Genomic DNA, 25,447 nt, shown 5'->3' on the forward strand with positions numbered 1-25,447 from the left:
CACGGTGAGCCCCGTGCGGGCGAGGGGATGGGAGAATGACGGGCGTGACCGACCGGACCGACACCGCCCCTGAGCCCGCCGACCTCACCGACCCGCGGGCCGCCGAGCGCTCCGCCGTCGTCGACCTGGCCGCCATCCGGCACAACGTGCGGACATTGCGCACCCGGGTGGCCCCCGCCGCGCTGATGGCCGTCGTCAAGGCCGACGCGTACGGGCACGGCATGCTGCCGGTCGCCACCGCCGCCCTCGAAGCCGGTGCCGACTGGCTCGGCGTCGCCCACGTCTCCGAGGCGCTCGTCCTGCGCCGCGCCGGGCTGGACGCCCCACTGCTGGCCTGGCTGCACACCCCCGCCACCGACTTCGCCGCCGCGGTCGAGGCCGGCATCGACCTCGGCGTCTCCGGCTGGGAGCTCGAGCCCATCGCCGCGGCCGCCGCAGCGGCCGGCCGGACCGCCCGCGTGCATTTGAAAATCGACACCGGGCTCGGCCGCAACGGCTGCACCGCCGAGGAGTGGCCCGTGCTCGTCCGCGCCGCCCTCGACCACGAGGCCGCCGGCCGGCTGCGCCTGGTCGGGGTGTTCTCCCACCTCGCCGTCGCCGATGAACCGGTCCGGCCCGAGACGGACGCCCAGGTGGCGGCGTTCCGGGCCGCCGTCGCCATCGCCGAGGACGCCGGCGCTCGCCTCGAGGCGCGGCACCTGGCCAACTCGCCGGCCATCCTCACCCGCCCGGACACGCACTTCGACCTCGTCCGTGCCGGGGTGTCCCTCTACGGCCTCTCCCCGCTGGCCGGCATCAGCAGCGCCGAACTCGGCCTGACCCCGGCGATGACGCTGCGGGCCGCGATCGCGAACGTCAAGCACGTGCCCGCCGGGCAGGGCGTCTCCTACGGCCTGCGCTACCGCACGGGAACCGCCTCGGCGCTGGCACTGGTCCCGGTCGGATACGCCGACGGGGTGCCCCGCATCGCCACGGACGCGCCGGTACTCATCGACGGGCAGCGGCACACCGTGGCCGGGCGGATCGCGATGGACCAGTTCGTCGTCGACCTCGTGGACCCGGTCCCGTCCGACCCCGCGGCCCTGCTCGGCGCCGATGCCGTGCTGTTCGGGGATCCCGCGACCGGGGCGCCCGCCGTCGAGGAGTGGGCCGACGCCGCGCAGACCATCAACTACGAGGTCGTCACGCGCATCGGGTCCCGCGTGCCCCGCGTCTACCGCAACGACGGAGCCGCCCGGTGAGCACGCCGGTGTGGACCCGCACCTGGACCACCGCCTCCGCCGGACAGACCCAGGCGCTCGCCCGGCGGATCGGCCGGGCGCTGGACGCCGGTGACGTGCTGCTGCTCAGCGGCGGCCTCGGCGCCGGCAAGACCACCTTTACCCAGGGTCTCGGCGAGGGGCTCGGGGTGCGGCCGGGCATCATCTCCCCGACGTTCGTGCTGGTGCGGATCCACCCCAACCTGCCCACGGGCCCGCGGCCCGGTGGCCCCGCGCTCGTGCACGTGGACGCCTACCGGCTCGGCTCCGCCGCCGAGCTGGCGGACCTGGACCTGGACTCGAGCGTGGACGAGGCCGTCACCGTGGTCGAGTGGGGCGAGGGCATGGCCGAGGAGCTCAGCGAGTCGCGCCTCGTCATCACCCTCGACCGCGCGGTGGGCACCGCGGACGGCGGGCTGGGCAGGAACGTCGGCGGCGACGACGAGGGCGATGACGCGGACGAGGAACCGCGCACCATCACGGCGGTCGCCTTCGGTCCGGCCTGGTGCGATCGGGACCTCGGCGCACTCTCCTGACGGCCGGCTCCCCTGACCCGGCCGTCGTCCCCGCCGACCGGTCACCGGCTGCTCCGGTCGAGTTTCCTCCGACCCGGAGGGAACACCTGCTCGACGAACGGCACCGAGGAGCGGTGCGCCGGAGGGCGGAAGAGGGGAGCGCCGCGGACGCGCGTACACTGTCCGGGTGCTGTTGCTGAGTCTGGACACCTCCGCGGGTGCCTCCGCCGCTCTGCTGGACAGCACCCCCACCGCCGACGGCGTCCCCTCCACGGGCGAGACGTCCCCGACCGGTATCGCGGTCCTCGCCGACTGGGCGACCACGGACACCCGGCACCACGCCGAGCAGCTCACGCCCGCCGTCGCGGACCTGCTGAGCCACCTCGCCTCGACCACCGGCGCCGCCCGCCCCGACGCCGTCGTCGTCGGAACCGGGCCCGGCCCCTTCACCGGCCTGCGGGCGGGAATCATGACCGCCCGCGCCCTCGCCTTCGCCTGGGACGTGCCCTGCTGGGGCGTCGGGAGCCTGGACGCGCTCGCCGCGCAGGTCGCCGACGCCGGTGCCACCGGGGAGTTCCTCGTCGCGACCGACGCCCGCCGCCGCGAGCTGTACTGGGCCCGCGCGGCCGCCGGCACCGACGGTGCGGTGATCCGCGACGGGCCGCACGTCGGCGCCCCCGAGACCCTGCCGGACTTGCCCGTGCACGGCGCCGGCGCCGGTCTGCACGCCGAGCGGCTCACCGGCTCCGTCCACCACCCCGACCTGCTGCCGCAGGCGTCCGCCGTCGGCGCGGTGGCGCTCGCCGCGCTGGCCCGTGCCGGCGGCGATCCGGCGGCCGCGGGGCTGACCGACACCGCGCCCCGTTACCTGCGGGACTCCGACGCGAAGGTGCCCGCCGCACGGAAGTCGGCGCTCGGCCCCGGAGTGCGGGCATGACGCCGGACGAGACGGTGCCGGACGGAACCGCGCCGGACGGGACGGTGCCGGACGGGACGGTGCCGGACGGGACGGTGCCGGACAGGACAGCGCCGGACGGGACGGTGCCGGACGGGACGGTGCCGGAGAGGACCGCGCCGTTCGAGACCGCGACCCTGCGCACCATGACCGCCGCCGACCTCGACACCGTGCACACCCTCGAGCAGCGCCTGTTCCCGGTCGACGCGTGGCCCGCCCAGATGTTCCGCGACGAACTCGCCGAGACCGACACCCGCCGGTACCTGGTGGCCGAGATCTTCACGCCGCAGGGCGCGCGGATCGTCGGGTACGCCGGGCTGATGTGCGTGCTGCCGATCGCGGACGTGCAGACCATCGCCGTCGAGCCCGCGCACGAGGGCCGCGGCATCGGCAGCGCCCTGCTCACCGCCCTGATCGGCGAGGCGTCGCAGCGGGGGGCCGAGGACGTGCTGCTCGAGGTGCGCCGCGACAACCCCCGCGCCCAGGAGCTCTACCTCCGCTTCGGCTTCGAGCAGATCCACGTCCGGCCCCGTTACTACCGGGACGGCGTGGACGCGCTGATCATGCGCAAGCAGCTGGACCGGTTTGGGACCGGCGACGCCGAGCGCAACCCGCCGGGAGGGAACGCATGAACACCGGCCCGCTGGTCCTCGGCATCGAGTCCTCCTGCGACGAGACCGGCGTCGGCGTCGTCTCCGGCACCCGACTGCTCGCCAACGCCGTCTCCTCCTCGATGGACAAGCACGTGCGCTTCGGCGGGGTCATTCCCGAGATCGCCTCCCGCGCCCACCTGGACGCCATGCTGCCCACCCTCCGTGCCGGGCTCGCCACCGCCGGCGTCGGCCTGGCCGACCTGGACGCCATCGCCGTCACCTCCGGGCCGGGCCTCTCGGGTGCCCTGATGGTCGGTGTCAGCGCGGCCAAGGCGCTGGCCCTGGCGACCGGCAAGCCGCTGTACGCGGTCAACCACCTGGTGGCGCACGTCGGCGTCGGGCTGCTGGACGGCGACGGCACGGGTCCAGCAAGGCACCCCGACAGCGTCCTCCCCGACAACCACCTCCCCGAGAATCTCGGCGCCCTGCTCGTCTCCGGCGGCCACACGGAGATCCTGCGGGTCCGCTCGATCGCGAGCGACGTCGAACTGCTCGGCGCGACGCTCGACGACGCCGCCGGCGAGGCCTACGACAAGGTCGCCCGCATCCTCGGCCTCGCCTACCCGGGCGGTCCCGCGATCGACGCCGCCGCGGCCGACGGCGACCCCCGAGCCTTCGCGTTCCCCCGCGGCCTGACCGCGGCCAAGTACCTCGGCACGGCCGAGGCACCGGGCACCCACCGGTACGACTTCTCGTTCTCCGGCCTCAAGACGGCAGTGGCCCGCGTCGTCGAGGGCTTCGCCGCCCGCGGTGAGGCCGTCCCCGTGGCCGACGTCGCCGCGTCCTTCCAGGAGGCGGTGGCCGACGTCATCACCCGCAAGGCGGTGCTGGCCTGCCGGGAGCACGGCATCACCTCCCTGCTGCTCGGCGGCGGTGTCGCCGCCAACTCCCGGCTGCGGGCCCTGACCGCGCAACGGTGCACGGAGGCCGGCATCGAGCTGACCGTCCCACCCCTGCGGCTGTGCACCGACAACGGGGCGATGGTGGCCGCGCTCGGCGCCCAGCTCGTGGCCGCCAACGTCGCCCCGAGCGGGCTCGACTTCGGCGCCGACTCGTCCCAGCCGGTCGGCGAGATCGCCCTCGCCTGACAGCCGATACCGGAGGCACCCATGGAGGACCTGCACACCGACCGGTTGCTGCTGCGCCGCTGGACCACCGACGACGCCGACGTCGACTTCCTCTTCGACACCTACTCGCGGTGGGAGGTGCAGCGCTTCATCGGCCGCTTCCCCCGGGTGAGCACGGAACGGGCCGAGGCCGTCGCGCGCGCCGAACGGTACTCCCGCCTCGACCACCCCGTGCACGGCATCTGGGCCGTCGCCGACGCCGCCACCGGGCGTCTCCACGGGGCGCTGCTGCTCAAGGAGCTGCCCGAATCCGGGACCGGCGACGGCGACACGCTCACCCCCTCCGGTGAGACGGAGATCGGGTGGCACCTGCACCCCGACGCGTGGGGGCACGGGTACGCCACCGAGGCCGCCGGCCGGGTCCTGGAGCACGCCTTCGCCCACGGTCTGGACCGGGTGCTCGCCGTCACCCATCCGGACAACACCGCGTCCCAGCGCGTCGCCCGGCGGATCGGGATGACCGCGCAGGGCGTCACCGGCCGGTACTACGACACCACCTGCGCGCTGTTCCGCATCGACCGGCCCGCCGGCTGACGACGCCGACCGCACGCGTCCGAGGCACGAGATCGACAGCAGGGTCATCGACGGCAGGGGCATCGACCTGGCGGTCCTGACGCTCCTACACTGCTGCCACCCGGGGCACCCGGCTCCGGGCGCACCGTGACCACGAGCATCGGAGCACGCCATGACGCAGGAGCAGCCGTCCGGGGACCCCGACCATCTCTCCCTCGGGAGCAACGAACACCTCGTCCTCCGGTCCGTGACGGCGGACGCGATCGAGGTGGAGGCCCGCTACGAGCCGGGCGGGTGGCTCCCGCCCGTGCACTGGCACCCGGCCCAGGACGAGCACGTCGAGGTACTCGAGGGCGAGTTGACGGTGCGGTTGAACGGGCAGCAGCGCACCGTGCCCGCCGGGCAGTCCTTCGACGTGGCGGCAGGGACCGAACACCAGATGTGGAACGCGGGCGCCACCCCGACCCGGGTGGTGTGGCTGACGACACCGCCCCTGCGCACGCAGGAGTGGTTCGCCGAGGTCGCCCGGCACCGGTCCTCCGGCCGGGACGGCATCCTCGCCATGGCGCCCACGCTGTGGCGGTACCGGCACGAGTTCCGGCCCTCCGGACCCCTGCCGCGTCCGGTGATGACCGGCGTGATCGCGCTGCCCGCCGGCGTCGAGACGACGCGCGAGCGGATCACGCGGCGGCTGACGCGGCGCCGCTGAGGCGCGACGGGATCACGGACCGGCTCACGACGGGCAGACCACGACCCGCTGACGGCAACCGGCCGGTCAGGCTCCGACGGACTCCGCCGGTGCCGGGGTGCGACGCCGCCCGCTGAGAACGCCCGCGAGCGCGAACGCCACCAGACCCGCGAGCGGGACGACGATCAGGCCCGCGCGCAGGCTCACGTGGTCGGCCACCATGCCCACCACCGGCGGGGAGAGCAGGAAGCCCAGCCGCATCAGCCACGAGACGATGGTCAGGCCGGTGCCCGCCCGCAGGCCCGGCAGCTCGTCCGCCTCGTGCATCGCGGCCGGGACCAGGGTCGCGACGCCGAAACCCGCCGCCGCGAAGCCCGCGATCGTGCCCGGCACGGTGGGGACGAGCAGGGCCAGGCCCATGCCCAGCAGGGCGATCGCCCCACCGGTGCGCGCCACGGCCCGCTGCCCGAAGCGGTCGACCAGGCGGTCCCCGAGCAGCCGGCCGATGAACTGCGCGCCGACGAGCGCGACGAAGCCGGTGGCGGCGATCGCCGCAGGGGCGCCGAGGCCGGCGGACAGGTAGAGGGCGCCCCAGGTCGAGCCGGCGTCCTCGACGAGCGCGCCGGCCATCGCGATCAGCACCAGCGCGCCGACCGTGACGACGAGCCGCGGCGACGGCCGTACCGGTCCGCGCACCGCGGCGGCGTCCGCCTCGTCGTCGGCATCGGTGTCCCGGCCGGGCAGGCAGAAGCGGGAGGCGACGAGCGCGACCGCGGAGAAGAGGACCGCCGCGATCGTCAGGTGCAGGGGGGTGGGGATGCCGAGGGCGATCGCCCCGGCGGCCATGGAACCTCCGAGCACCGCGCCGATCGACCAGATGGCGTGGAAGGAGTTGATGATCGAGCGCCCGTAGCGGCGCTGCACCAGCAAGCCGTGCGTGTTCTGGCCGACGTCGGTGATCGAGTCCGCGGCACCGGCGAGGAAGAGGGTGACGGCGAAGACCACGAGCGACGGCGCCGAGGCGGCCGCCACGGTGCCCGCGGCGGTCACCACCGTGCCGAGGACGGCGGTGCGGGCGGATCCGAGCCGCCGGATGATCGGCGCCGCGGCCAGGCCGGCGACGATGGCCCCGGTCGGGAAGGCGGCGATGGCCAGCCCGTACACGGCGTTGTCCGCGCCCAGGGCGCTCTTGATGCCGGGATAGCGGGGGATCAGGTTGGCGAACAGGGCGCCGTTGGTCAGGAACAGGGCGGCGACGGCGAACCGGGCGCGCCGCAGTTCGGTGGAGGGCGGCGCGACGGAGAGGGCGGACGGCATGGGCACGATCGTACCGCCTCATGTGTACGATCGTACACATGAGCGAGAGGGTGACGTCCGGGGCCGAGAAGCGGGCCTCGGCGCGGGCGCGACGACGTGATCCCGGCCGGCGGGACCACATCATCGACGCGTGCCTGGCGGTGATCGCGGCCGACGGCGTGGCCGGGACCTCGCACCGGCGGGTGGCCGCGGCGGCGGACGTGCCGCTGGGGTCGATGACCTATCACTTCGACGGCATGGACGACCTGCTGCGGGCGGCCTTCACCCGCTTCTCGGAGACGGTCGCTCAGCGCTTCCAGGACCGGATGAACGCCGCGACGTCGCCCGCGGATGCGCGGCAGGGCGTCGTCGAGCTGATCGTGGGCGGCGTCTTCGCCGATCGGCGCGACCTGGTCCTCACCCTCGAGCTCTACACCCTGGCCGCGCGGCGCCCCGACTTCCGCACCCTGACGGACGCGTGGATGAGCCGCAGCCGGGAGACCCTCGGGCAGCACTTCCCGCCGGAGACGACGCGGCGGCTCGACGCACTGATCGAGGGGCTCACCATCCACCGGGCCCTCGGTGCGGGCCCGGACGAGGCGAGCGTGGCCGCCGCCGTCGCCCGCATCACCGGGGACGACTGAGTCGCCTGGGCCGCGCGCCCGCGAGAGCCGGCGGCGTCAGGCGCCGGGTTCGCGCATCCGCCCGACGACGTCGAGCACCACGGCCCGCAGGTCCCCGTCGTGCTCCTGGGCGACGCGGCGCTGGCGCTGGTAGCCGCCGCCGTCCCGCAGGATGGCTTCGACGTCGGCCAGCTGGTCCCGGCACCCGAGCCGGTCCGCGATCGGCTCCAGCCGGTTGATCGTGTCCATCAGCTCGTCGGTGACGAGGCGCTCGCGGGAGTCGGCGCCCAGGATGATGATGGCCTCGAGGCCGTAGCGGGCCGCGCGCCACTTGTTCTCGGAGCGGTGCCACGGCGGCATCACCGGGATCGAGCCGCCGCCGTCGAGGATGTCGGAGAACTCCGTGACCAGGCACTGGGTCAGGGCGGCGATCGCGCCGACCTCCCGCAGCGAGGAGACGCCGTCGCAGATGCGCATCTCGACGGTGCCGAGCGTGGGGGAGGGGCGCACGTCCCAGCGGATCTCGTTGAGCACGTCGATCACCCCGGTGGTGAACATGTCCCCGGCGTAGTGCTCGTACTCGGCCCAGTCGTCGAAGTGGTACGGCAGGCCGGCGGCGGGCAGCTGCTGGAAGATCAGCGCCCGCTGCGAGGCGTACCCGGTGTCCTCGCCGTCCCAGAACGGGGACGACGCCGAGAGGGCCTGCAGGTGCGGGAAATAGTTGACCAGCCCGTCCACGACCGGCAAAGCCTTGTTCCGGTGGTCGAGGCCCACGTGCACGTGCACCCCGTAGATGAGCATCTGCCGGCCCCACCACTGGGTGCGGTCGATGAGCTTGGCGTACCGCTCCTTGTTCGTCACCGGCTGGCTGCCCGAGTGGCTGAAGGGGTGGGTGCCGGCCGAGAACAGCTCGATGCCCATCGGGTCGGTCACCGCGCGCACCGTCGCCAGGGACCGGGCCAGGTCGTCGGTCGCCTCGCCGACGGTGCGGCAGACGCCCGTGACCAGTTCGACCGTGTTGAGCAGAAGCTCACGGGCGATGTGCGGGTGGTCGTCGTCGGCGGCCCAGCGCGGGTCCTCGCGGTGCACCGCGTCGAGCACCTCGTCCGCGCGGGAGACGAGCTCGCCCGTCGTCGCGTCGACCAGGCCGATCTCCCACTCGACCCCGAGCGTGGACTGCTCGGACCGGGCGAAGTCGATGCGCATGGAGGCCTTCCGGGGACGGGAGAGTGGGGGTGGGCGGTCCGTCCCGGGAGGGGGGCCGCCGAACCGTCAGTCTAGGGCGTCCCGCCCCGTCGGGTCAGGCCGCGTCCTCGGCCTTCACCTCGGGCGGCTGCCGGCGGAAGCCGCGGGTGATGATCGTCAGCACGATCACCCCGATCACCAGCCAGATGCCACCGAGGGTCAGGGCGTTGCTGTCCAGCTGGGTGAGCAGGTAGGCGATGACGAGGAAGCCGATGGCCGGGCACACCACGTCGAGCAGGACGTTGACCGGCTCGCCCGTGCGGCGCGCGCGCACGGCCCGGACGATCACGGACAGGTTGACCATGCCGAAGGCGACGAACGCCCCGAAGTTGACGAACGACGTCGACGTCGCCACATCCAGGAACAGCGCGATCAGCCCAATCACGCCGATGGCGATGATGCTCAGCCACGGCGTCTGGAATCGCGGGTGCACCCGGCCGAAGAAGCGGCGCGGCAGGACGCCGTCCCGGCCCATCGCGAACATCAGGCGGGACCCGGAGGCCTGCGCGGCGAGGCCCGAGGTGAACTGGGCGATGACGAGACCGGCCAGGAAGATCGCGCTGAAGAGATTGCCGCCGATGGTCTTGGCGATGTCGAACGCGGCCGAGTCCGCCTCGGTGAACGTGCCGCCCGGGTGCACCAGCTGGGTGACGTAGGTGACCACCAGGAAGATGCCGCCGCCGATCAGGGCGACGAGCAGGATGGCGCGCGGCACGGTGCGGCGCGGGTCGACGGTCTCCTCGGAGAGGGTCGTGACCGCGTCGAAGCCGAGGAACGAGTAGGCGGCGACGGCAGCCCCGGCGGAGATCTGCGCGAGGGAGGAGTTCTCGCCGGTGAACGGGCTCGCGCTGATCAGCGAGCCGGTGCCCTGGCCGCCGAGCACGCTGGCCGCGGAGAGCGCGACGAACACGACGATGACGAGCAGCTGGAACACCATGAGGACGAAGTTGACGCGGTCCGCGACGCGGATGCCGATGACGTTCAGGACGGACGTCAGCGCGATGTAGACGACGATCCAGATCCAGCCCGGCACCCCGGGGAACTGGGCCTGCAGGTAGGACGCGCCGATCAGCCAGATCACCATCGGCAGGAAGATGTAGTCCAGCATCGTGCCCCAGCCGACGAGGAAGCCGACCCGCGAGTCGATGGTCCGCCGCACGTAGGTGTACGCCGAGCCGGCGCCGGGGATCGCGCGGGCCATCCGCCCGTAGCTGTTGGCCGTGAACAGCATCGCGACCAGGGCCAGCAGGTACGCCGCGGTCGAGGCGCCGCCGGTCTCCTCCGCGATCACGCCGAAGATGCCGAGCACGATCATCGGCGCCAGGTACGCCAGCCCGAAGAGGACGAGCGAGTGCAGGTGGAGGGTGCGGTTCAGGTGCGTGCCCTCGCCGGCGCCGGTGCCGGTGCCGGTGCCGGTGCCGGACGGGCCCGACGGCGTGGACGGGGACGGGGATGCGGGCGAGGACATGGGGACTCCAGGAGCGAAAGGGGACGGCGATGCGGGAGGGTGGTTCAGGAGGGGTGGTTCAGAAGTGCGCGGTTCAGGGGGACGGCGGCGGGGCGGAGCCCGGTGTCCAGTGCTCCGGGTGGATCCGGCCGCCGTACATGGGCAGTTCCAGCGCCGGATCGGTCGGCAGGAACTGCTCCCACATCCGGTTGGTGCCCGCGGTGCCCGTCTCGCGCACGCGGGGGACGGCGTCGAGATCGAGATCGGCCACCAGCACGGTGTCCTGCGCGTCCTCGGCCTCGGCGAGCACGTGGCCCTCGGGGTCGACGACGATGCTGCGGCCCGCCCCGTGCGGTCCGGCGGTGTTGACGCTGACGACGAAGGTCTGGTTGACGATGGCGTTCGCCCGGGCGAGGACGAGCTCCTGGGCGCGGTCCGGCGTGGTGGTCTGGACGACGTTGAGGACCAGCTCCGCGCCCTGCCAGGCCAGGTGACGCGCGTGCTCGGGGAACCACGCGTCGTAGCAGATGGACAGGCCCGCGCGGGTGGCCGCACCGTCGGCCAGGGGGAGGGCCGCGACGACGAACCGGTCGCCCGGGGTGTAGGGCTCGAACGGCCGCCACGGGAAGATCTTGCGGTAGGTGGCCGTGAGGGTGCCGTCGGCCGCGAACAGCAGGGACGTGTTGAAGAGCTCGCCGTCCGCGCCGCGCTCGCACAGGCTGCCGGGAGCGAGCCCGATGCCGCGGGCGGCGGCGATGGCGTCCAGCTCTCCGATGACGGGGTCGGTCAGGGGCACGGCGGCGGCCTGGAGGGTCGGCACCCGTTCGTCCTCGGGCAGATCGAGCACGCCGACCAGGTGCAGCTCCGGGAAGACGACGAGATCGGCGTCGGGAACCGCGGTGAGCACCTCGTCCAGCTCGGCGGCGAAGGCGTCCAGCCGGGACGCGACCGACGGATCGGCCGGATCGGCGGCCAGGGGCCGGTGCTGGACGGCGGCCACGCGCAGCGACCTGCCGTCGGGCGGGAGTGCGCGGTCGTCGCGAGGCCCACGGTTGCCGGTGTCGATGTGCACCCGGTCACTCTAGGCGCGTCCAGCGGGCCCCGTCGCTACCGAGGATCACAACGGATCGACCGGTCCGTCGTGCAGCTGCACACCGCAGGGGCGTGGTGTGCGCCACACGACCGTCGACCGGCGGGATCGCCGGGCGCCGGTGCACGGCGTCAGCGCGGGATCGGGTCCGCGACGATGGCGACGCGCTTCTCCGCGGCGCCGAGCCGCGTGATGATCAGCGTGGCCCGGCCGGAACCCTTCGGCGCCAGGTCGCGGCGGATCTGCTCGGGCGTCTGCGCGATGCCGCGCTTCTTGATCTCCAGTGTCCCGACCCGGTGCTCGCGCACCCAGGCGCGCATCGTCTTGAGGTGGAAGGGAAGCACCTCGCGCACCGTGTAGGCCCGGGCGAACGGCGTCGCCACGTGGGTGTCGGCGCTGAGGTACGCGATCTGGTCGTTGAGCTGATGCGCCTGCAGGTGCCGGGCCAGGTCCGTGACCAGGCCGGCGCGGATGACGGCGCCGTCGGGCTCGATCACGTAGCGCCCGACCGGGCCCACCTCGCCGTCCCAGGTGCCCGGGTCGAACGGTTCCGGGCTGGTCAGTTCGGCGGGGGCGCCGTGGGCGGGCAGGACGACGGCGGCGCGGGCGACGTCGGGACGGTGCAGCGGCCCGAACCACAGGCCCACCTCCGCCACGCCTCCGTCGACGCTCACCCACTGCGCCTCGGCCCCGGTCGGGACGGCCTCGTGAGCGAGTCCCGGGCCGAGCTTGACGCCCACCGGGGTGCCGCCCGCGGCCAGGGTCTCGACGAACGAGAAGGGCGGGGAGAAGGACTCGGGGTCGAACAGTCGGCGGGCGCCGCCGCCCGTGCGGGTCGTGTGCCCGGTGCGCCGGGCGGGGTCGAGCCAGACGCCGTCGACGTCGGTCAGATCCACGGCCGTCGCGTCAGCCTGCACCACCCGGGCGTTCGGCCACGGCATCAGGTTGAGGGTCGCGACGGCAGCGGTGGTCTCGTCGCGTTCGACGGCGGTGACCTCCCGGTCCAGCGCCGCCAGAGCCATGGCGTCCGCGCCGATGCCGCAGCCGAGGTCCGCGACCCGGCGCAGCCCGGCCGTGACGAAGCGCTGGGCGTGCAGGGCCGCCACGGAGAGCCGGGTGGCCTGTTCGAGTCCGTCGGGGGTGAAGAGCATGCTGCGCGCGAACTCCCCGAACTTGTCCGCGGCGCGGGCCCGCAGCCGGGCCTGGCTGAGCACCGCGGCGACCAGCTCGGGCGGGTGTCCCTCCCGGCGCAGCGACTCGTTGAGGGTGAGCGCCTGCGCCTCAACGTACGGGCCCACCCGGTTCAGCAGCTCCCAACCGGCCGGCGTCAGCAGCGGAGCGATGGCGGACGGGGAGCCGGCATCGGGGGAGGACATGCGTTCACCCTAACGAGCCGCCGGGGCCGCGCGCGTCACATCGCTGGCACTCGCCTTGACCGAGTGCCAGCGGCTGCCTAGAGTCGATCCTGGCACTCTCCGCGTGAGAGTGCTGACCCTCAGCTCGGTGCCGCCGGCACCCGCGACGACGGCCGGCATCTGACCGAGGGCAGAAATCAGCGCGCGCGCCCCATCGACGTGGGCACGCGCAGGTATCAGCCCCACTAGCGAAGGAGAGTGCCGCGTGTCGGTCTCCATCAAGCCCCTCGAGGATCGCATCGTCGTCCAGCCGCTCGAAGCCGAGCAGACCACCGCCTCCGGCCTGGTCATCCCGGACACCGCCAAGGAGAAGCCCCAGGAGGGCAAGGTCGTCGCCGTGGGCCCCGGCCGCGTGACCGACAACGGCACCCGCGTGCCCGTCGACGTCGCCGAGGGTGACGTCGTCCTCTACTCGAAGTACGGCGGCACCGAGGTCAAGGCCGGTGGCGAGGAGTACCTCGTCCTGTCGGCCCGCGACGTCCTCGCGATCGTCACCAAGTAAGCACCCCCGTGAACACCCCGGCTCGCCGTCCGCGCGCAGCCGGGGTGTTCATGCGTTGAGAGGAGAGCCGCATGGCCAAGCAACTGCAGTTCAACGACGCCGCACGCAAGGCGCTCGAGGCGGGTGTCGACAAGCTCGCCGACACCGTCAAGGTCACCCTGGGCCCCCGTGGCCGCAACGTGGTGCTCGACAAGAAGTGGGGCGCCCCGACCATCACGAACGACGGCGTGACCATCGCCCGTGAGGTCGAGCTGGACGACCCGTACGAGAACATGGGTGCCCAGCTCGCCAAGGAGGTGGCCACCAAGACCAACGACGTCGCCGGTGACGGCACCACCACCGCGACGGTGCTGGCCCAGGCGCTGGTCAAGGAGGGCCTGCGCAACGTGGCCGCCGGTGCCGCCCCGGGCGCCCTGAAGCGCGGCATCGAGGTGGCCGTCGAGGCCATCGCGAACCGCCTGAAGGAGAACGCCCGCGACATCGAGGGCAACGAGGTGGCGCACGTGGCCACCATCTCCGCCCAGGACCGCCAGATCGGCGAACTGCTCGCCGAGGCGTTCGAGAAGGTCGGCAAGGACGGCGTCATCACCGTCGAGGAGTCCTCGACGACGCAGACCGAGCTGGTCGTGACCGAGGGCATGCAGTTCGACAAGGGCTACCTGTCCCCGTACTTCGTCACCGACGCGGACCGGCAGGAGGCCGTCCTCGAGGACGCGCTGATCCTGATCAACCAGGGCAAGATCTCCAACCTGACGGAGTTCCTGCCGCTGCTGGAGAAGGCGCTCGGTTCGTCCAAGCCGCTGTTCATCATCGCCGAGGACATCGAGGGCGAGGCCCTGTCCACCCTCGTGGTGAACAAGATCCGCGGCACCCTGAACGTCGTCGCCGTCAAGGCGCCGGGCTTCGGTGACCGCCGCAAGGCCATGCTCCAGGACATCGCGACGCTCACGGGCGCACAGGTGGTCTCCCCGGACCTCGGCCTGAAGCTGGACCAGGTCGGCCTCGAGGTGCTCGGCACCGCCCGCCGGATCACCGTGACGAAGGACAACACGACCATCGTCGACGGCGCCGGTTCGAGCGACGACGTCGCCGGCCGGGTCGCGCAGATCCGTTCGGAGATCGAGCGGACCGACTCCGACTGGGATCGCGAGAAGCTGCAGGAGCGCCTCGCGAAGCTCGCCGGTGGCATCTCCGTGATCAAGGTCGGCGCCGCCACCGAGGTGGAGCTGAAGGAGAAGAAGCACCGCATCGAGGACGCGATCTCCTCGACGCGTGCCGCCCTGGAGGAGGGCATCGTCGCCGGTGGCGGCACCGCCCTCATCCACGCCGCGAAGGCCCTCGACGAGGACCCGACCGTCACCGCGCTCCAGGGTGACGCCGCGACCGCCATCGGCCTGGTCCGCCGCGCCGTGGCCCAGCCGCTGCGCTGGATCGCCGAGAACGCCGGGCACGACGGCTACGTCGTCGTCTCCCGCGTCGGCGAGCTCGGTCTCGGCGAGGGCTTCAACGCCGCGACCGGCGAGTACGGCAACCTGCTCTCCGCCGGCGTGATCGACCCGGTCAAGGTCACCCGCTCGGCGCTGCAGAACGCGGCCTCGATCGCCTCCCTCGTGCTCACCACCGAGACCCTCGTGGTGGACAAGCCGGAGGACGACGAGGACGGGCACCAGCACTGAGCTGACGCCTGATCGCTGACGCCTGGGCTCTGACGCTTCGCGTCACACGCACGAGGCCCCGCGGACCATCCGGTCCGCGGGGCCTCGTCGTGTCCGGGCTTCTCCGTGTCGGGCCCCGGGTCAGCCGCCGGTCAGCTGCTCGACCGGGAAATCGAGGACCAGGGTGCCCGGCGGAGCGTAGTTCGGCACGTCGGCCTGGACGGCCTGACCCTCCGGGGAGGCCATCGCGGCGACGTAGTCCTCCCGCGAGTCGAACTCCGCCTCGAAGACCGCGGCGTACGGCGCGCCGTCGAGGGCGACGGAGAACCGTGACCAGCGCACCCGGGGCAGGCGCGCGGCCAGCGGCAGGTGGTGGGTGCGGTAGTACTGCTCGAACGCCGTCCGGTCGGCGGGTTCGGGGTAGAGCACGAGGAGCTTGTGCACGGGGTTCCTCTCAAGAGGCGTCGGTCGTGGCGAAGGAGTTCGGGATCCGCCGCATGGCGGCGATGGCGACGAAGCTGACGATGCTGAACGCGACCATGAACACGGCCACGGCGTAGACGGTCCCCGTCGCCCCGAACAGCGCGGTGGCGATCAGGGGCGAGAACCCGCCGCCGAGGCAGGCGCCGACAGCGTACGCGAGCGAGACGCCGCTGGCACGCACCCGGGCGGGGAAGAGCTCCGCGAACAGTGCCGCCTGAGGCCCGTAGGTTGCGGCCAGGCCGAAGGTCAGGACCACCACCGCCAGCAGGATCAGGCCCGGGTTGCCCGTGTTGAATAGCGCGAAGAACGGGAAGGCCCACACGGCGAGCAACCCGTACCCGAGGAAGAAGACCCGGTGGCGGCCGACCCGGTCGCTGAGCCGGGCGAAGTACACCATGGACCCGAACCAGGTCACGCAGCCCACCAGCATCACGTTCAGCATCAGGTTGCGGTCCAGCTTCAGTGCGCTGGTCCCGTAGGCGGTCATGAACGCCAGGAAGATGTACCCGACGGCGTTGTTGCCGATGAAGGACAGCACCGCGAGGATCACCTTCAGCTTCTGCGTGCGCAGCAGTTCCGCCAGCGGGATGCGCTCGAGGGTGGAGTTGCGCTCGAGGGCCTGGAAGACGGGGCTCTCGTCCACCCGCGCCCGGATGATGAAGCCGATGACCACCATGACGGCGCTGAGCAGGAACGGGATGCGCCAGCCCCAGGAGGTGAACTGCTCGTCGCTGAGCATGAACGTGGCGCCGAGCAGGACGACGTTGGCCAGGAACATGCCCGCCGGCGTCCCGAGTTGCACGAAGTTGCCGAATCGGCCCCGCTGATCGCGAGGCGCGTGCTCGACGGCCATCAGGGCGGCACTGCCCCATTCGCCGCCGGCGCTCAGGCCCTGCAGCAACCGGAGGGCGACGAGCAGGACGGGCGCCGTCGCGCCGATCTGCGCGTACGTCGGGAGGAGGCCGATCAGGGTGGTGGCCGCGCCCATCAGCGTCAGGGTGGCGACCATGACCTTCTTGCGGCCGATCCGGTCGGCGAGGTGGCCCGCCAGGATGCCACCCAGCGGGCGGGCGATGAACCCGACCGCGAAGGTCGCGAATGCCGCCATCGTGCCGGCCAGCGGGGAGACGGCGGGGAAGAAGATCCGGCCGATCACCAGCGCGGAGGCGATGGAGTAGACGTGGTAGTCGTACCATTCGACGCTGGTGCCGACGGCGCTGGCGAGGGCGACCCGCTTCTTCTGCCGGTCGTCGACGGTGACGACCGCGGTGCTGCTCATGTCCATGTCAGGTCCTCGAACTCGTGGTGGAGGGCGCGGTGGTGAGGTGCTCCCAGTGCGTCATCGCCCGGGTGTGGTCGACGTCGCCCATCGCGGTGAGGGCCTCGTCGAGAGCGGCGGAGACGGCGTGGCACACCGGCGCCGGGTGGTCCATGGCCTCGGTGAGGTGCCGCGCGATGCCGACATCCTTGGCGTACAGGCCGAGGGCGAAGCCGGAGGCGAAGGTGCGGCTGACCACGTGCTGGCCGAGCACGTTGGTGGTGACCCAGCTCTGACCGGTGGAGGCGTTGAAGACGTCCACCATGGTCTGCTGGTCCAGGCCGAAGCGCTCGCCGGCGATCAGGGCCTCGCACGCCGCCGTCGTGGCCGCGGCGGCCACGAAGTTGTTCAGGGCCTTCATCGCGTGACCGCTGCCCAGGCGCCCGGTGCGGAAGATCCGGGCGCTCATGGCCTCGACCACGGGGACGGCGCGAGCGAGCGCGTCCTCGTCGTCACCGCCGAGCATGATGGACAGGGTGCCGTCCTCGGCCCGCAGGACACCGCCGGAGACAGGGGCGTCGACGAGCGCGGCGCCGGCGGAGGCCAGCCGCTCGCCGAGCAGCACGGTCTCGGTGGGGTCCGAGGAGCTCATGTCGATGACGACGGTGCCGGGAGCCAGGTGCGGCGGGATCCCGCCGTCCCAGTCCAGCAGCGCGGACGCCACGATCCGGCTCGTCGGCAGCATCGTGACGATCGCCTGCACGCCGGCGAAGTCGGCCGGCCCGGATGCCGCGGTGCCTCCCGTCTGCTCGGCCAGGCGGTCAGAGGCGGCGGGATCGGCGTCGTGCAGGACCACCGGGTAGCCGGCGGCCGCCAGGTTGCGGGCCATCGGCGCGCCCATGGTGCCCAGCCCGATGAAACCGACGGGGGAGTGGTGCGTCGCTGCCTGCTCAGACATGGGCCGCCTCCTCCGATGCGACATCCGCCGGGGACGTCGACAGCATCTCCTCGACCGCCCGGAACCCGTCCATGGCGGCGGGGATGCCGCAGTAGAGGAACGAGTGGAGCATGAGCTCGCGGATCTCCTCCTCCGTCGCCCCGTTGGCCACGGCGCCCCGGAGGTGGATGCGGATCTCGTGGGACCGGCCGGTGGCCACGAGCATGGCCAGGGTGATGAGGCTGCGCGTGCGCAGGTCCAGGCCCTCCCGTTGCCAGACGTCGCCGAAGCAGTAACGGGTGACGACCTCCTGGATCTTGTCGTTCAGGTCGGTGGTGTGCTCCACCTGGTCCTCGGCGCCGGCGCTACCGAACATGGCGCGCCGGAGCGCCAGCCCGGCGTCGTAGTGCTCGTCCTTGATCATGCGGTCCTCGTCATCTCCTCGGATCGCAGCCCGGAATGGCTGCTTCGCTGACGAGTATCGTGACCGCCGCCGCGCTCGGGCTTGCTCAGGCGCGCAGGCGGCTTGCCCCTCCACGCACGACGGCCGGGGCATCGCCGCACCGCGCACACGACTTGACCGGGAGCGCACCGACGCCGGCCGCTCCTGCGCGGCACCGGGCGGACCGGCTACCCTGACGACGAGCGAGACGCGCGTCACAGACCCCTCGGCGTCGCCGGGGCCACGACGGGCGAGACGGCGCGAAGGAGCGGCAGCGGTGGCGGAACAGATCGCCGAGACGGTGACGACGGACGGGACGAACGTCTTCGAGGCCACGACGTTCGACGAGTGGGCCCAGCGGATGTCCAACCGGTTCGTCCGGCTGCAGTTGAGCACCACCCGCCCCGACGACTTCCACGCCGTCCTGCACGGTCGCAGCTACGACGAGATCTCCCTGTCGCGGATCGAGGCCGACGCGCACCAGGTGGACCGGCTGCAGGACTTCATCTGCGCCGGCGAGGCGCGGTACTTCAAGTTCAGCCTGATCCTGGCCGGGGCGGGCCTGGTGGTGCAGGACGGGCGCGAGGCGGTCCTCGGGCCCGGCGACATGGCGCTCTACGACACGAGCCGGCCCTACAGTTCATTCTTCGAGGACGGCACGGAGAGCCTCGTCCTGGTGTTCCCGCAGGAGGCACTCAGCCTGTCCGGGGAGAACGCGAGCCGGGTGACGGCGCGAGCGCTCTCCAGCGAGCACGGCACGGGCCGGCTGGTCGAGCCCTTCCTCCGGGGCCTGGCCGGGACCCTGGACCTCCCCTCGGGCAGCGGCGGCATCATGCTCGCCCACAACGCCCTCGACCTGGTCAACACCCTGATCCACACCGAGCTCGGCGGCACCACCTGGCGGCCGGATGCCCGGCTGGAGGCGGTGGCCGAGGTGCAGCAGTTCATCGAACGGAACCTTGCGGCCAGTGACCTGACGCCCGCGAGGATCGCCGCGGCGCACTACATGTCCACGCGCCGGCTGCACTACCTGTTCGAAGGCGTGGGGACGACGGTGACGAGCTGGATCAAGGCGCGGCGGCTGGAGCGGTGCCGCCGCGACCTCGCGGATCCCGCGCTCGCCGCCGCCACCATCACCCAGGTCGCCCAGCGGTGGGGCTTCAGCGACTCAGCGCACTTCAGCCGCGTCTTCCGGGCCGCGTTCGGGACCAGTCCCAGCGAGTACCGCCGCGCCTGCTGAGCGGCATAGCGGGCGGTCGCCGCCGCGAGCGCGTGAAGGAGTCGCGACTCAGTCGGGGCAGGCGACGGCGGCGACGAGGCCGGCCGGGGCCGCCACGGGGGTCACGGTGAACGGCGTCCGCCCCGCCGAGCCGGTGAGCACGGCGGCGCCGGCGGTCTCCGCGCCGGGGGCGGCGAGCTCGACGGTGGTCGGGGACAGGCGCAGCCCGCGGCCGGTGGCCTTGAGCACTGCCTCCTTGGCCGCCCACACCCGGGCACGCCACGGTTGGCGATCCCGGAGCGAGGGCGCCGTCGCAACCAGTTCGCGTCGCGCCAGGACGGCCCGGTCGAAGCCGGGGAACTCGGCGGCGGAGACCTCGACGAGGTCGGCGCCGAGAACGGGCGAGTCGGCGACGGCGACGAGCACACGGTCGGATGCGTGGCTGATGGTGGCGCCGAGTCGGCGTCCGTCCGGTGCGCTGACCTCCGGCGCCCCGTGCGGCCCGCGGCAGTCGGGGCACCAGGCCTGGATCCGCACGTCGGCGGCGGGGATGCCCAACCGCGCGGCGGCCAGCCGGCGCAGCTCGGAGCGGCCCGTGACGAACCGCGTGCGCACCGCCGGGCCCGCCGTCAACTCCAGCTGCGCTCGATCGGCGTCGCCGAGTGCCTCGACGGCGGCGGACCAGCCGGGGCTGGCCGGCGTCAGCACCGGTTGGATGACCAGGTCGACGGCGCTCACCGCTGAGCCATCCGGCGGTTCTGGACCGGCGCCGGGGGAGCGCCCGCGGCGGCGCCGCCGCGTGGGGCGAGGCGACGGGTTGCCTGCACGGGTGCTCCTGTTCGTCGAGGGGTGGTGCCGAGCGTCTCGGCCGCTCCGGCGCCCGGGGTGCCGGTCGCCGGACGCCGGGAGCAGTTCGGGGCAGGCGCGGCCGACGGTTTGGCCGGACGTGCCCCGGGACAGACCCGATACGGTCGTCAATCCTATGCTGACGTGGGACGATGTCCGAAGTCGAGACGTCGGTCACGCGGGCGCCCGCGCCCGGTGGCAGGTCGGTCCGTCGGCTGCTCGCCCGGCGGCCACGATCGACCGGGATAGTCTTGGCCGGTCCCCGTCCCCGTCGAGGAGCTTCGTGTCGTCCACGGCCGCCCTGCCCACCCGCCCGCCCCGTGGTCCCGCCTCATCCGCTCGTCGCGCCTATCGTCCCGAGGTGCAGGGCCTGCGGGCCGTCGCCGTGATGATGGTGGTCTGCTACCACATCTGGCTCGGCCGGGTCTCCGGTGGCGTCGACGTCTTCCTGATGCTCTCCGCCTTCCTCCTCACGGGCAGCTTCATCCGCAAGCTCGAGCAGGATCGCCCGCTGGCTCTCGGCGGGTACTGGCTGCACCTGTTCAAGCGTCTGCTGCCTGCCGCCGTCACCGTCCTGCTGCTGACCCTCGCCGCCACCGTCCTGCTGCTGCCAGCGTCCAGCTGGACGACCGTGCTCGAGCAGGCGTGGGCCAGCCTGTTCTACGTGCAGAACTGGCTGCTCGCCGTCAACGCCGTGGACTACTACGCCGCTCACGACGCCGCTAGCCCGCTTCAGCACTTCTGGTCCCTGTCGATCCAGGGGCAGGTGTTCATCCTCTGGCCGCTGCTGTTCCTCGCCGGCCGCGCCCTGACGACGCCGATCCAACGCCGCGTACCGTGGGCCAACCACCGCACGGTCATGTTCGGCATCTTCGCCGTCGTCTTCCTCGTCTCCCTCGTCTACTCGATCAGTGAGACCGCGTCGAACCAGGCCTTCGCCTATTTCGACACCCGCGCGCGTCTGTTCGAGTTCGCCTTCGGGTCACTCCTCGCCCTGACCGTCGACCGGATCGTGCCCCCGCGCTGGGTGCGGGTCCTGCTCGGTTGGGCCGGCCTGGTCGCGATGCTCGCGTGCGGGTTCGTGCTCGCGGTCGACCGCGCCTTCCCGGGGATCGTCGCCCTGTGGCCCGTCCTGGCTGCGTCCGCCATCGTCGTCGCCGGGAACTCCCGGAGCCCGATCGGCGCGGACCGGCTGCTGTCGTCGCGGCCCCTGGTGAAGGTCGGCGACATCTCCTATGCCCTCTACCTGGTGCACTGGCCCGCGCTCATCGTGTTCACGGTCCTCGTCGGCCGCGATCCCGGTCCCCGTTCCGGCCTCGCCCTCGTCGCCTGCTCGGCCCTCCTGGCGTGGGCGATCACCCGCTTCGTCGAACGACCCATCCGCAGCAGCTCCCGGATCGAGAGTCGGCGGCGGTGGGCCGGAGCCGTCATCGTGGCCTGCTGCGCGCTCGTGGCGACCCCCCTGGTGGCCTGGCAGCACCACATCGACTCCGCCCAGGCGGCGGCCGCCGACGCCGGGTCCGATGCCCACCCGGGAGCGCGGGCGCTCGCCGACCCCGACGTGCAGACACCCGACGGGGTCGAGCCGATCCCGGCGTTCAGCGCCCTGTCCAAGGAGTACGCGGCCCTGCCGAAGCGCTGCGACCCCGAGTTGGCCGAGCGCCTCGACCCGAAGCGCTGCGGACAGACCGTCCCCGGCGTGGACCCGGAACGCACGCTCTTCGTCGTCGGCGACTCCCACGCCGAACAGTGGCTCCCGCCCGTGCAGGCGGTCGCGGAACGGAACGGCTGGCACGTCGTCTCCGTCCTGCGCGGGGCCTGCCCGTTCACCCTCTCCTCGGCGCGGTCCGAGTGCGCCGAGCACAACCGGAGGGTGCTCGCGACGGTGACGGACATCAAGCCCGATGCGGTGGTGGTCGTCTCCACGGCCGCATCGAAGACGGCGGCGCAGGACCGCCTGCTGCCCGGTTTCGAGGACGGCGTCACCGCGCTGACCGACGCCGGGATCGAGGTCGTCGGCCTGCGGGACAACCCGCGCTTCACGTTCGACATGGCCCGGTGCGCCGAACGGGACGGTGTCGACGCGCCGAGCTGCAACCCGCCGCGCTCGACCAAGGTGGCCGCCACCAATCCGGCCGACGAGGTCGCTGCCCGCAACGACGCCTTCCACTCCCTCGACCTCACGGACCTGCTCTGCGACCCCGAGGTCTGCGCGCCGGTGCAGGGAAACGTCCGGGTCTTCCTCGACGACAACCACGTGACGAAGACCTACGCGGCGACGATGACGGAGCCGCTGGCCGAGCGCCTGTTCGCGGCCACCGGGTGGCACGGCGCTTGAGTCGCCCGGCGTGGTCCCGCCCGCCGTCACCGTCCGGTGAGATCGGTCACCGGGGCCGGACGCGGCTCCTGCCCGCGGCATAGGATGGACGGCAAACCCCAACCTGTCCGGGCCGCCCCGGGTCCTTTCCCCGGCGACCCACGCGATCACGAGAAGGCGAGCATGGCGGACGAGAACGAGACGGTGGACCGGCACGACCCGTTCGGGCTGATCGGCCTGACCTACGACGACGTCCTGCTGCTGCCCGGCGCGACGGACGTGATCCCCTCCGAGGCGGACACCTCCTCACGTCTTTCCCGGCGGATCACCGTCGCCACCCCGCTGCTCTCCGCGGCGATGGACACGGTCACCGAGTCGCGGATGGCCATCGCCATGGCCCGCCAGGGCGGCCTCGGCGTCATCCACCGCAACCTCTCGATCGCGGACCAGGCCGAGCACGTCGACCGGGTCAAGCGCAGCGAGTCCGGGATGATCACCCGGCCCGTCACCATCGGTCCCGAGGCGACGCTGCTCGAGCTGGACCGCCTCTGCGCCTACTACCGGGTCTCCGGCCTGCCCGTCGTGGACGAGGCCGGCACGCTGCTCGGCATCATCACCAACCGCGACACCCGCTACCTCTCGCGCGCCGAGATCGCCAGCCGCTCCGTGCGCGAGGTGATGACGCCCATGCCGCTGGTCACCGGCTACCCCGGCATCAGCCGCGACGAGGCGCACGCCCTGCTGGCGAAGAACAAGATCGAGAAGCTGCCGCTGGTCGACGGCGGCGGCATCCTCCGCGGCCTGATCACGGTCAAGGACTTCACCAAGGCCGAGGAGTTCCCGCTGGCCACCAAGGACGAGGCCGGCCGGCTGCGCGTCGGTGCGGCCGTCGGGTTCTTCGGTGACGGCTACGAGCGGGCCATGAGCATGGTCGAGGCCGGGGTGGACGCCCTGTTCGTCGACACCGCCAACGGTCACAGCCAGGGCGTGCTCGACATCATCGCCCGGCTGAAGAAGGACCCCGCCTCCGCGCACGTCGACATCATCGGCGGCCAGGCGGCCACCCGGGCGGGCGCGCAGGCGATCGTCGACGCCGGTGCGGACGCCGTCAAGGTCGGCGTCGGTCCGGGCTCCATCTGCACCACCCGCGTGGTCGCCGGTGTCGGCGTCCCGCAGATCACCGCCATCTACGAGTCCGCCAAGGCCACCCGCCCGGCCGGCATCCCGCTGATCGCCGACGGCGGCCTGCAGTACTCGGGCGACATCGGCAAGGCCCTGGTCGCCGGTGCCGACACCGTGATGATCGGCTCCCTGCTGGCCGGCTGCGACGAGGCGCCCGGCGACCTCGTGTTCGTCAGCGGCAAGCAGTTCAAGACCTACCGCGGCATGGGCTCGCTCGGCGCGATGCAGACCCGCGGCAAGAATACGTCCTACTCCAAGGACCGCTACTTCCAGGCGGACGTGCCCGACGACGAGAAGCTGATCCCCGAGGGCATCGAGGGTCAGGTGCCCTACCGTGGCCCGCTCTCGGCGGTGGCGCACCAGCTCGTCGGCGGTCTGCGGCAGACCATGTTCTACGTGGGCGCGCACGATGTCGACCAGCTCAAGGCGCAGGGGCAGTTCGTCCGGATCACCCCGGCGGGCCTGAAGGAGTCCCACCCGCACGACATCATGATGACCGTCGAGGCCCCGAACTACGCGAAGTGAGCGGGTCCGCAGGAGCGGCCGGCGGTGCCCCACCGGCCCCGTCGGCGCGCTGACCGGCTGCGATAGGGTGGTCCGGTGACTCCCCAGATCGAGATCGGCCTCTCCAAGCGTGGCGAGCGGGCCTACGCGCTCGATGATGTGGCGGTGGTTCCCTCGCGCCGGACCCGCGATCCGCAGGACGTCTCGCTCAGCTGGCAGATCGACGCCTACACCCTCGACATCCCCGTGCTCGGCGCCCCCATGGACTCGGTCATGTCGCCGGCGACGGCCATCGAACTGGGCCGACTCGGCGGCCTCGGCGTGCTCAACCTCGAGGGCCTGTGGACCCGGTACGAGGACCCGCAGCCCGTGCTCGCGGAGATCGCCGAACTGCGCGGTGGCCGCTCCAACCCGGCCACCATCGCCCGGATGCAGGAGCTGTACGCGGCCCCGATCCAGGCCGAGCTGATCGCGTCCCGGCTCGCGGAGATCCGGCAGGCCGGGGTGACGGTGGCCGGCTCCCTGACCCCGCAGCGCACCCAGGACTTCTACCGCACCGTGGTCGACGCCGGGGTCGACATCTTCGTCATCCGCGGCACCACCGTCTCCGCCGAGCACGTCTCGAGCAGCAGCGAGCCGCTGAACCTCAAGCAGTTCATCTACGAGCTCGACGTGCCCGTCATCGTCGGCGGCGCCGCGGGCTACACGCCCGCCCTGCACCTGATGCGCACCGGTGCCGCCGGCGTGCTCGTCGGCTTCGGCGGCGGCGCGAGCTCCACCACGCGCCGGGCGCTGGGCATCCACGCCCCCATGGCCACCGCCATCGCGGACGTGGCCGCCGCCCGCAAGGACTACCTCGACGAGTCCGGCGGCCGGTACGTCCACGTCATCGCCGACGGGGGCCTCGGCACCAGCGGCGACATCGTCAAGGCCATCGCGATGGGTGCCGACGCCGTCATGCTCGGCAGCACCCTGGCGCGCGCCGAGGAGGCGCCCGGCGGCGGCTGGCACTGGGGGCCCGAGGCGCACCACGCCGAGCTGCCGCGCGGCGAGCGCGTACACCTGGACGTGATCGGTCCGATGGCCGAGATCCTGCACGGTCCGGCGCGGCACTCGGACGGCTCCTCGAACCTGATGGGGGCGCTGCGACGGACGATGGCCACCACCGGGTACTCGGACCTCAAGGAGTTCCAGCGGTGCGACGTCGTCGTCGCGCCCGTGCCCACGGTCGGCTGAGAGCGGACGCGCTCGCCGTCATGGTTCCGGTAGGGACAGA

24 protein-coding genes are annotated in these 25,447 nt (G+C 72.7%); 14 read left to right on the forward strand and 10 right to left on the reverse strand.

The window, feature by feature from the left end; translation table 11 throughout:
* Positions 1-35: 35 nt before the first annotated feature.
* The 7 genes from alr to BGP79_RS05065 all read left to right on the forward strand — a co-directional run bounded on the left by alr (position 36) and on the right by BGP79_RS05065 (position 5,731).
* Positions 36-1,241: an alanine racemase gene (gene alr / locus BGP79_RS05035; RefSeq protein ID WP_076693551.1), complete on the forward strand. Its 1,206-nt coding sequence runs from the start codon at positions 36-38 to the stop codon at positions 1,239-1,241.
* Positions 1,238-1,795 (forward strand): tRNA (adenosine(37)-N6)-threonylcarbamoyltransferase complex ATPase subunit type 1 TsaE, encoded by a 558-nt coding sequence (tsaE, locus tag BGP79_RS05040; protein ID WP_076693552.1) that lies wholly within the window; start codon positions 1,238-1,240, stop codon positions 1,793-1,795. The genes alr and tsaE overlap by 4 nt, the downstream gene beginning before the upstream one ends.
* 166 nt (positions 1,796-1,961) lie before the next feature.
* Positions 1,962-2,711, forward strand: a complete 750-nt coding sequence (gene tsaB / locus BGP79_RS05045; protein ID WP_076693553.1) for a tRNA (adenosine(37)-N6)-threonylcarbamoyltransferase complex dimerization subunit type 1 TsaB — start codon at positions 1,962-1,964, stop codon at positions 2,709-2,711.
* A gap of 164 nt (positions 2,712-2,875) precedes the next feature.
* On the forward strand, positions 2,876-3,361 hold the full coding sequence (gene rimI, locus BGP79_RS05050; protein ID WP_076693847.1) for a ribosomal protein S18-alanine N-acetyltransferase: 486 nt from the start codon (positions 2,876-2,878) through the stop codon (positions 3,359-3,361).
* Positions 3,358-4,470, forward strand: coding sequence for a tRNA (adenosine(37)-N6)-threonylcarbamoyltransferase complex transferase subunit TsaD (tsaD, locus tag BGP79_RS05055; protein WP_076693554.1), 1,113 nt, complete (start codon positions 3,358-3,360; stop codon positions 4,468-4,470). Before rimI ends, tsaD begins: the two co-directional genes overlap by 4 nt.
* Positions 4,471-4,491: 21 nt before the next feature.
* A complete protein-coding gene (locus BGP79_RS05060) occupies positions 4,492-5,043 on the forward strand; it encodes a GNAT family N-acetyltransferase (RefSeq protein WP_076693555.1) in 552 nt (183 codons plus the stop codon).
* Positions 5,044-5,194: 151 nt separating this feature from the next.
* Complete coding sequence (locus BGP79_RS05065) at positions 5,195-5,731, forward strand: cupin domain-containing protein (protein ID WP_076693556.1); 537 nt, start codon at positions 5,195-5,197, stop codon at positions 5,729-5,731.
* Positions 5,732-5,797: 66 nt separating this feature from the next.
* Here BGP79_RS05065 and BGP79_RS05070 read toward each other — a convergent pair whose 3' ends face one another.
* On the reverse strand, positions 5,798-7,027 hold the full coding sequence (locus BGP79_RS05070; protein WP_076693557.1) for an MFS transporter: 1,230 nt from the start codon (positions 7,025-7,027) through the stop codon (positions 5,798-5,800).
* Positions 7,028-7,065: 38 nt separating this feature from the next.
* On the opposite strand from BGP79_RS05070, the gene BGP79_RS05075 reads away from it, so the two are divergent.
* Entirely contained in the window at positions 7,066-7,650 is a 585-nt protein-coding gene (locus BGP79_RS05075; RefSeq protein ID WP_076693558.1) for a TetR/AcrR family transcriptional regulator, read from the forward strand.
* Positions 7,651-7,686: 36 nt separating this feature from the next.
* Here BGP79_RS05075 and BGP79_RS05080 read toward each other — a convergent pair whose 3' ends face one another.
* The 4 genes from BGP79_RS05080 to BGP79_RS05095 form a co-directional block, all read right to left on the reverse strand.
* On the reverse strand, positions 7,687-8,835 hold the full coding sequence (locus tag BGP79_RS05080; protein WP_076693559.1) for a glutamate--cysteine ligase: 1,149 nt from the start codon (positions 8,833-8,835) through the stop codon (positions 7,687-7,689).
* A gap of 94 nt (positions 8,836-8,929) precedes the next feature.
* Positions 8,930-10,342, reverse strand: a complete 1,413-nt coding sequence (locus tag BGP79_RS05085) for an APC family permease (RefSeq protein ID WP_083701579.1) — start codon at positions 10,340-10,342, stop codon at positions 8,930-8,932.
* A 73-nt stretch (positions 10,343-10,415) separates the two neighbouring features.
* Positions 10,416-11,393 carry a carbon-nitrogen hydrolase family protein gene (locus BGP79_RS05090; protein ID WP_233121130.1) on the reverse strand — a complete coding sequence of 326 codons (978 nt, stop codon included), beginning with the start codon at positions 11,391-11,393 and terminating at the stop codon, positions 10,416-10,418.
* 149 nt (positions 11,394-11,542) lie between these two features.
* A complete protein-coding gene (locus BGP79_RS05095; RefSeq protein WP_076693560.1) occupies positions 11,543-12,787 on the reverse strand; it encodes a class I SAM-dependent methyltransferase in 1,245 nt (414 codons plus the stop codon).
* A 244-nt stretch (positions 12,788-13,031) separates the two neighbouring features.
* On the opposite strand from BGP79_RS05095, the gene groES reads away from it, so the two are divergent.
* Both groES and groL read left to right on the forward strand, forming a co-directional pair.
* Positions 13,032-13,328 carry a co-chaperone GroES gene (groES, locus tag BGP79_RS05100; RefSeq protein WP_076693561.1) on the forward strand — a complete coding sequence of 99 codons (297 nt, stop codon included), beginning with the start codon at positions 13,032-13,034 and terminating at the stop codon, positions 13,326-13,328.
* A gap of 71 nt (positions 13,329-13,399) precedes the next feature.
* The gene (gene groL / locus BGP79_RS05105) at positions 13,400-15,004 is read left to right on the forward strand and encodes a chaperonin GroEL (RefSeq protein ID WP_076693562.1); all 1,605 of its coding nucleotides are present in this window, start codon (positions 13,400-13,402) and stop codon (positions 15,002-15,004) included.
* Positions 15,005-15,124: 120 nt separating this feature from the next.
* Here groL and BGP79_RS05110 read toward each other — a convergent pair whose 3' ends face one another.
* From BGP79_RS05110 to BGP79_RS05125, 4 genes are read right to left on the reverse strand one after another with little or no spacing between them, the layout of a single operon-like run.
* A complete protein-coding gene (locus BGP79_RS05110; RefSeq protein ID WP_076693563.1) occupies positions 15,125-15,427 on the reverse strand; it encodes an EthD family reductase in 303 nt (100 codons plus the stop codon).
* A gap of 10 nt (positions 15,428-15,437) precedes the next feature.
* Complete coding sequence (locus tag BGP79_RS05115; protein ID WP_083701641.1) at positions 15,438-16,745, reverse strand: MFS transporter; 1,308 nt, start codon at positions 16,743-16,745, stop codon at positions 15,438-15,440.
* 7 nt (positions 16,746-16,752) lie between these two features.
* Positions 16,753-17,682, reverse strand: a complete 930-nt coding sequence (locus BGP79_RS05120) for an NAD(P)-dependent oxidoreductase (protein ID WP_076693565.1) — start codon at positions 17,680-17,682, stop codon at positions 16,753-16,755.
* The gene (locus BGP79_RS05125; protein ID WP_076693566.1) at positions 17,675-18,085 is read right to left on the reverse strand and encodes a carboxymuconolactone decarboxylase family protein; all 411 of its coding nucleotides are present in this window, start codon (positions 18,083-18,085) and stop codon (positions 17,675-17,677) included. Before BGP79_RS05125 ends, BGP79_RS05120 begins: the two co-directional genes overlap by 8 nt.
* Before the next feature lie 295 nt (positions 18,086-18,380).
* Here BGP79_RS05125 and BGP79_RS05130 point away from each other — a divergent pair, with 295 nt between their 5' ends.
* Positions 18,381-19,343 (forward strand): helix-turn-helix domain-containing protein, encoded by a 963-nt coding sequence (locus BGP79_RS05130; RefSeq protein WP_158067142.1) that lies wholly within the window; start codon positions 18,381-18,383, stop codon positions 19,341-19,343.
* 48 nt (positions 19,344-19,391) lie between these two features.
* On the opposite strand, the gene BGP79_RS05135 is transcribed toward BGP79_RS05130, so the two are convergent.
* Positions 19,392-20,060, reverse strand: a complete 669-nt coding sequence (locus tag BGP79_RS05135; RefSeq protein WP_076693567.1) for a 4'-phosphopantetheinyl transferase superfamily protein — start codon at positions 20,058-20,060, stop codon at positions 19,392-19,394.
* Positions 20,061-20,451: 391 nt separating this feature from the next.
* On the opposite strand from BGP79_RS05135, the gene BGP79_RS05140 reads away from it, so the two are divergent.
* The 3 genes from BGP79_RS05140 to BGP79_RS05150 all read left to right on the forward strand — a co-directional run bounded on the left by BGP79_RS05140 (position 20,452) and on the right by BGP79_RS05150 (position 25,407).
* Positions 20,452-22,506 carry an acyltransferase family protein gene (locus BGP79_RS05140; protein ID WP_233121133.1) on the forward strand — a complete coding sequence of 685 codons (2,055 nt, stop codon included), beginning with the start codon at positions 20,452-20,454 and terminating at the stop codon, positions 22,504-22,506.
* 162 nt (positions 22,507-22,668) lie between these two features.
* Entirely contained in the window at positions 22,669-24,192 is a 1,524-nt protein-coding gene (gene guaB / locus BGP79_RS05145) for an IMP dehydrogenase (RefSeq protein ID WP_076693568.1), read from the forward strand.
* A 75-nt stretch (positions 24,193-24,267) separates the two neighbouring features.
* Positions 24,268-25,407, forward strand: coding sequence for a GuaB3 family IMP dehydrogenase-related protein (locus tag BGP79_RS05150; protein WP_076693569.1), 1,140 nt, complete (start codon positions 24,268-24,270; stop codon positions 25,405-25,407).
* The last annotated feature ends 40 nt before the right edge of the window (positions 25,408-25,447 follow it).

This window comes from Tersicoccus sp. Bi-70, assembly GCF_001968825.1.
Lineage (GTDB): Bacteria > Actinomycetota > Actinomycetes > Actinomycetales > Micrococcaceae > Tersicoccus.

Excerpts from the sequence above, each read along its gene's own strand:
- BGP79_RS05060 (WP_076693555.1), top strand. The coding sequence starts at position 4,492 with ATGGAGGACCTGCACACCGACCGGTTGCTGCTGCGCCGCTGGACCACC.
- BGP79_RS05075 (WP_076693558.1), top strand. The coding sequence starts at position 7,066 with ATGAGCGAGAGGGTGACGTCCGGGGCCGAGAAGCGGGCCTCGGCGCGG.
- groL (WP_076693562.1), top strand. The coding sequence starts at position 13,400 with ATGGCCAAGCAACTGCAGTTCAACGACGCCGCACGCAAGGCGCTCGAG.
- alr (WP_076693551.1), top strand. The coding sequence starts at position 36 with ATGACGGGCGTGACCGACCGGACCGACACCGCCCCTGAGCCCGCCGAC.
- BGP79_RS05085 (WP_083701579.1), bottom strand. The coding sequence starts at position 10,342 with ATGTCCTCGCCCGCATCCCCGTCCCCGTCCACGCCGTCGGGCCCGTCC.
- BGP79_RS05125 (WP_076693566.1), bottom strand. The coding sequence starts at position 18,085 with ATGATCAAGGACGAGCACTACGACGCCGGGCTGGCGCTCCGGCGCGCC.
- BGP79_RS05095 (WP_076693560.1), bottom strand. The coding sequence starts at position 12,787 with ATGTCCTCCCCCGATGCCGGCTCCCCGTCCGCCATCGCTCCGCTGCTG.
- BGP79_RS05115 (WP_083701641.1), bottom strand. The coding sequence starts at position 16,745 with ATGAGCAGCACCGCGGTCGTCACCGTCGACGACCGGCAGAAGAAGCGG.
- BGP79_RS05120 (WP_076693565.1), bottom strand. The coding sequence starts at position 17,682 with ATGTCTGAGCAGGCAGCGACGCACCACTCCCCCGTCGGTTTCATCGGG.
- BGP79_RS05065 (WP_076693556.1), top strand. The coding sequence starts at position 5,195 with ATGACGCAGGAGCAGCCGTCCGGGGACCCCGACCATCTCTCCCTCGGG.
- BGP79_RS05080 (WP_076693559.1), bottom strand. The coding sequence starts at position 8,835 with ATGCGCATCGACTTCGCCCGGTCCGAGCAGTCCACGCTCGGGGTCGAG.
- guaB (WP_076693568.1), top strand. The coding sequence starts at position 22,669 with ATGGCGGACGAGAACGAGACGGTGGACCGGCACGACCCGTTCGGGCTG.
- BGP79_RS05070 (WP_076693557.1), bottom strand. The coding sequence starts at position 7,027 with ATGCCGTCCGCCCTCTCCGTCGCGCCGCCCTCCACCGAACTGCGGCGC.
- tsaD (WP_076693554.1), top strand. The coding sequence starts at position 3,358 with ATGAACACCGGCCCGCTGGTCCTCGGCATCGAGTCCTCCTGCGACGAG.
- rimI (WP_076693847.1), top strand. The coding sequence starts at position 2,876 with ATGACCGCCGCCGACCTCGACACCGTGCACACCCTCGAGCAGCGCCTG.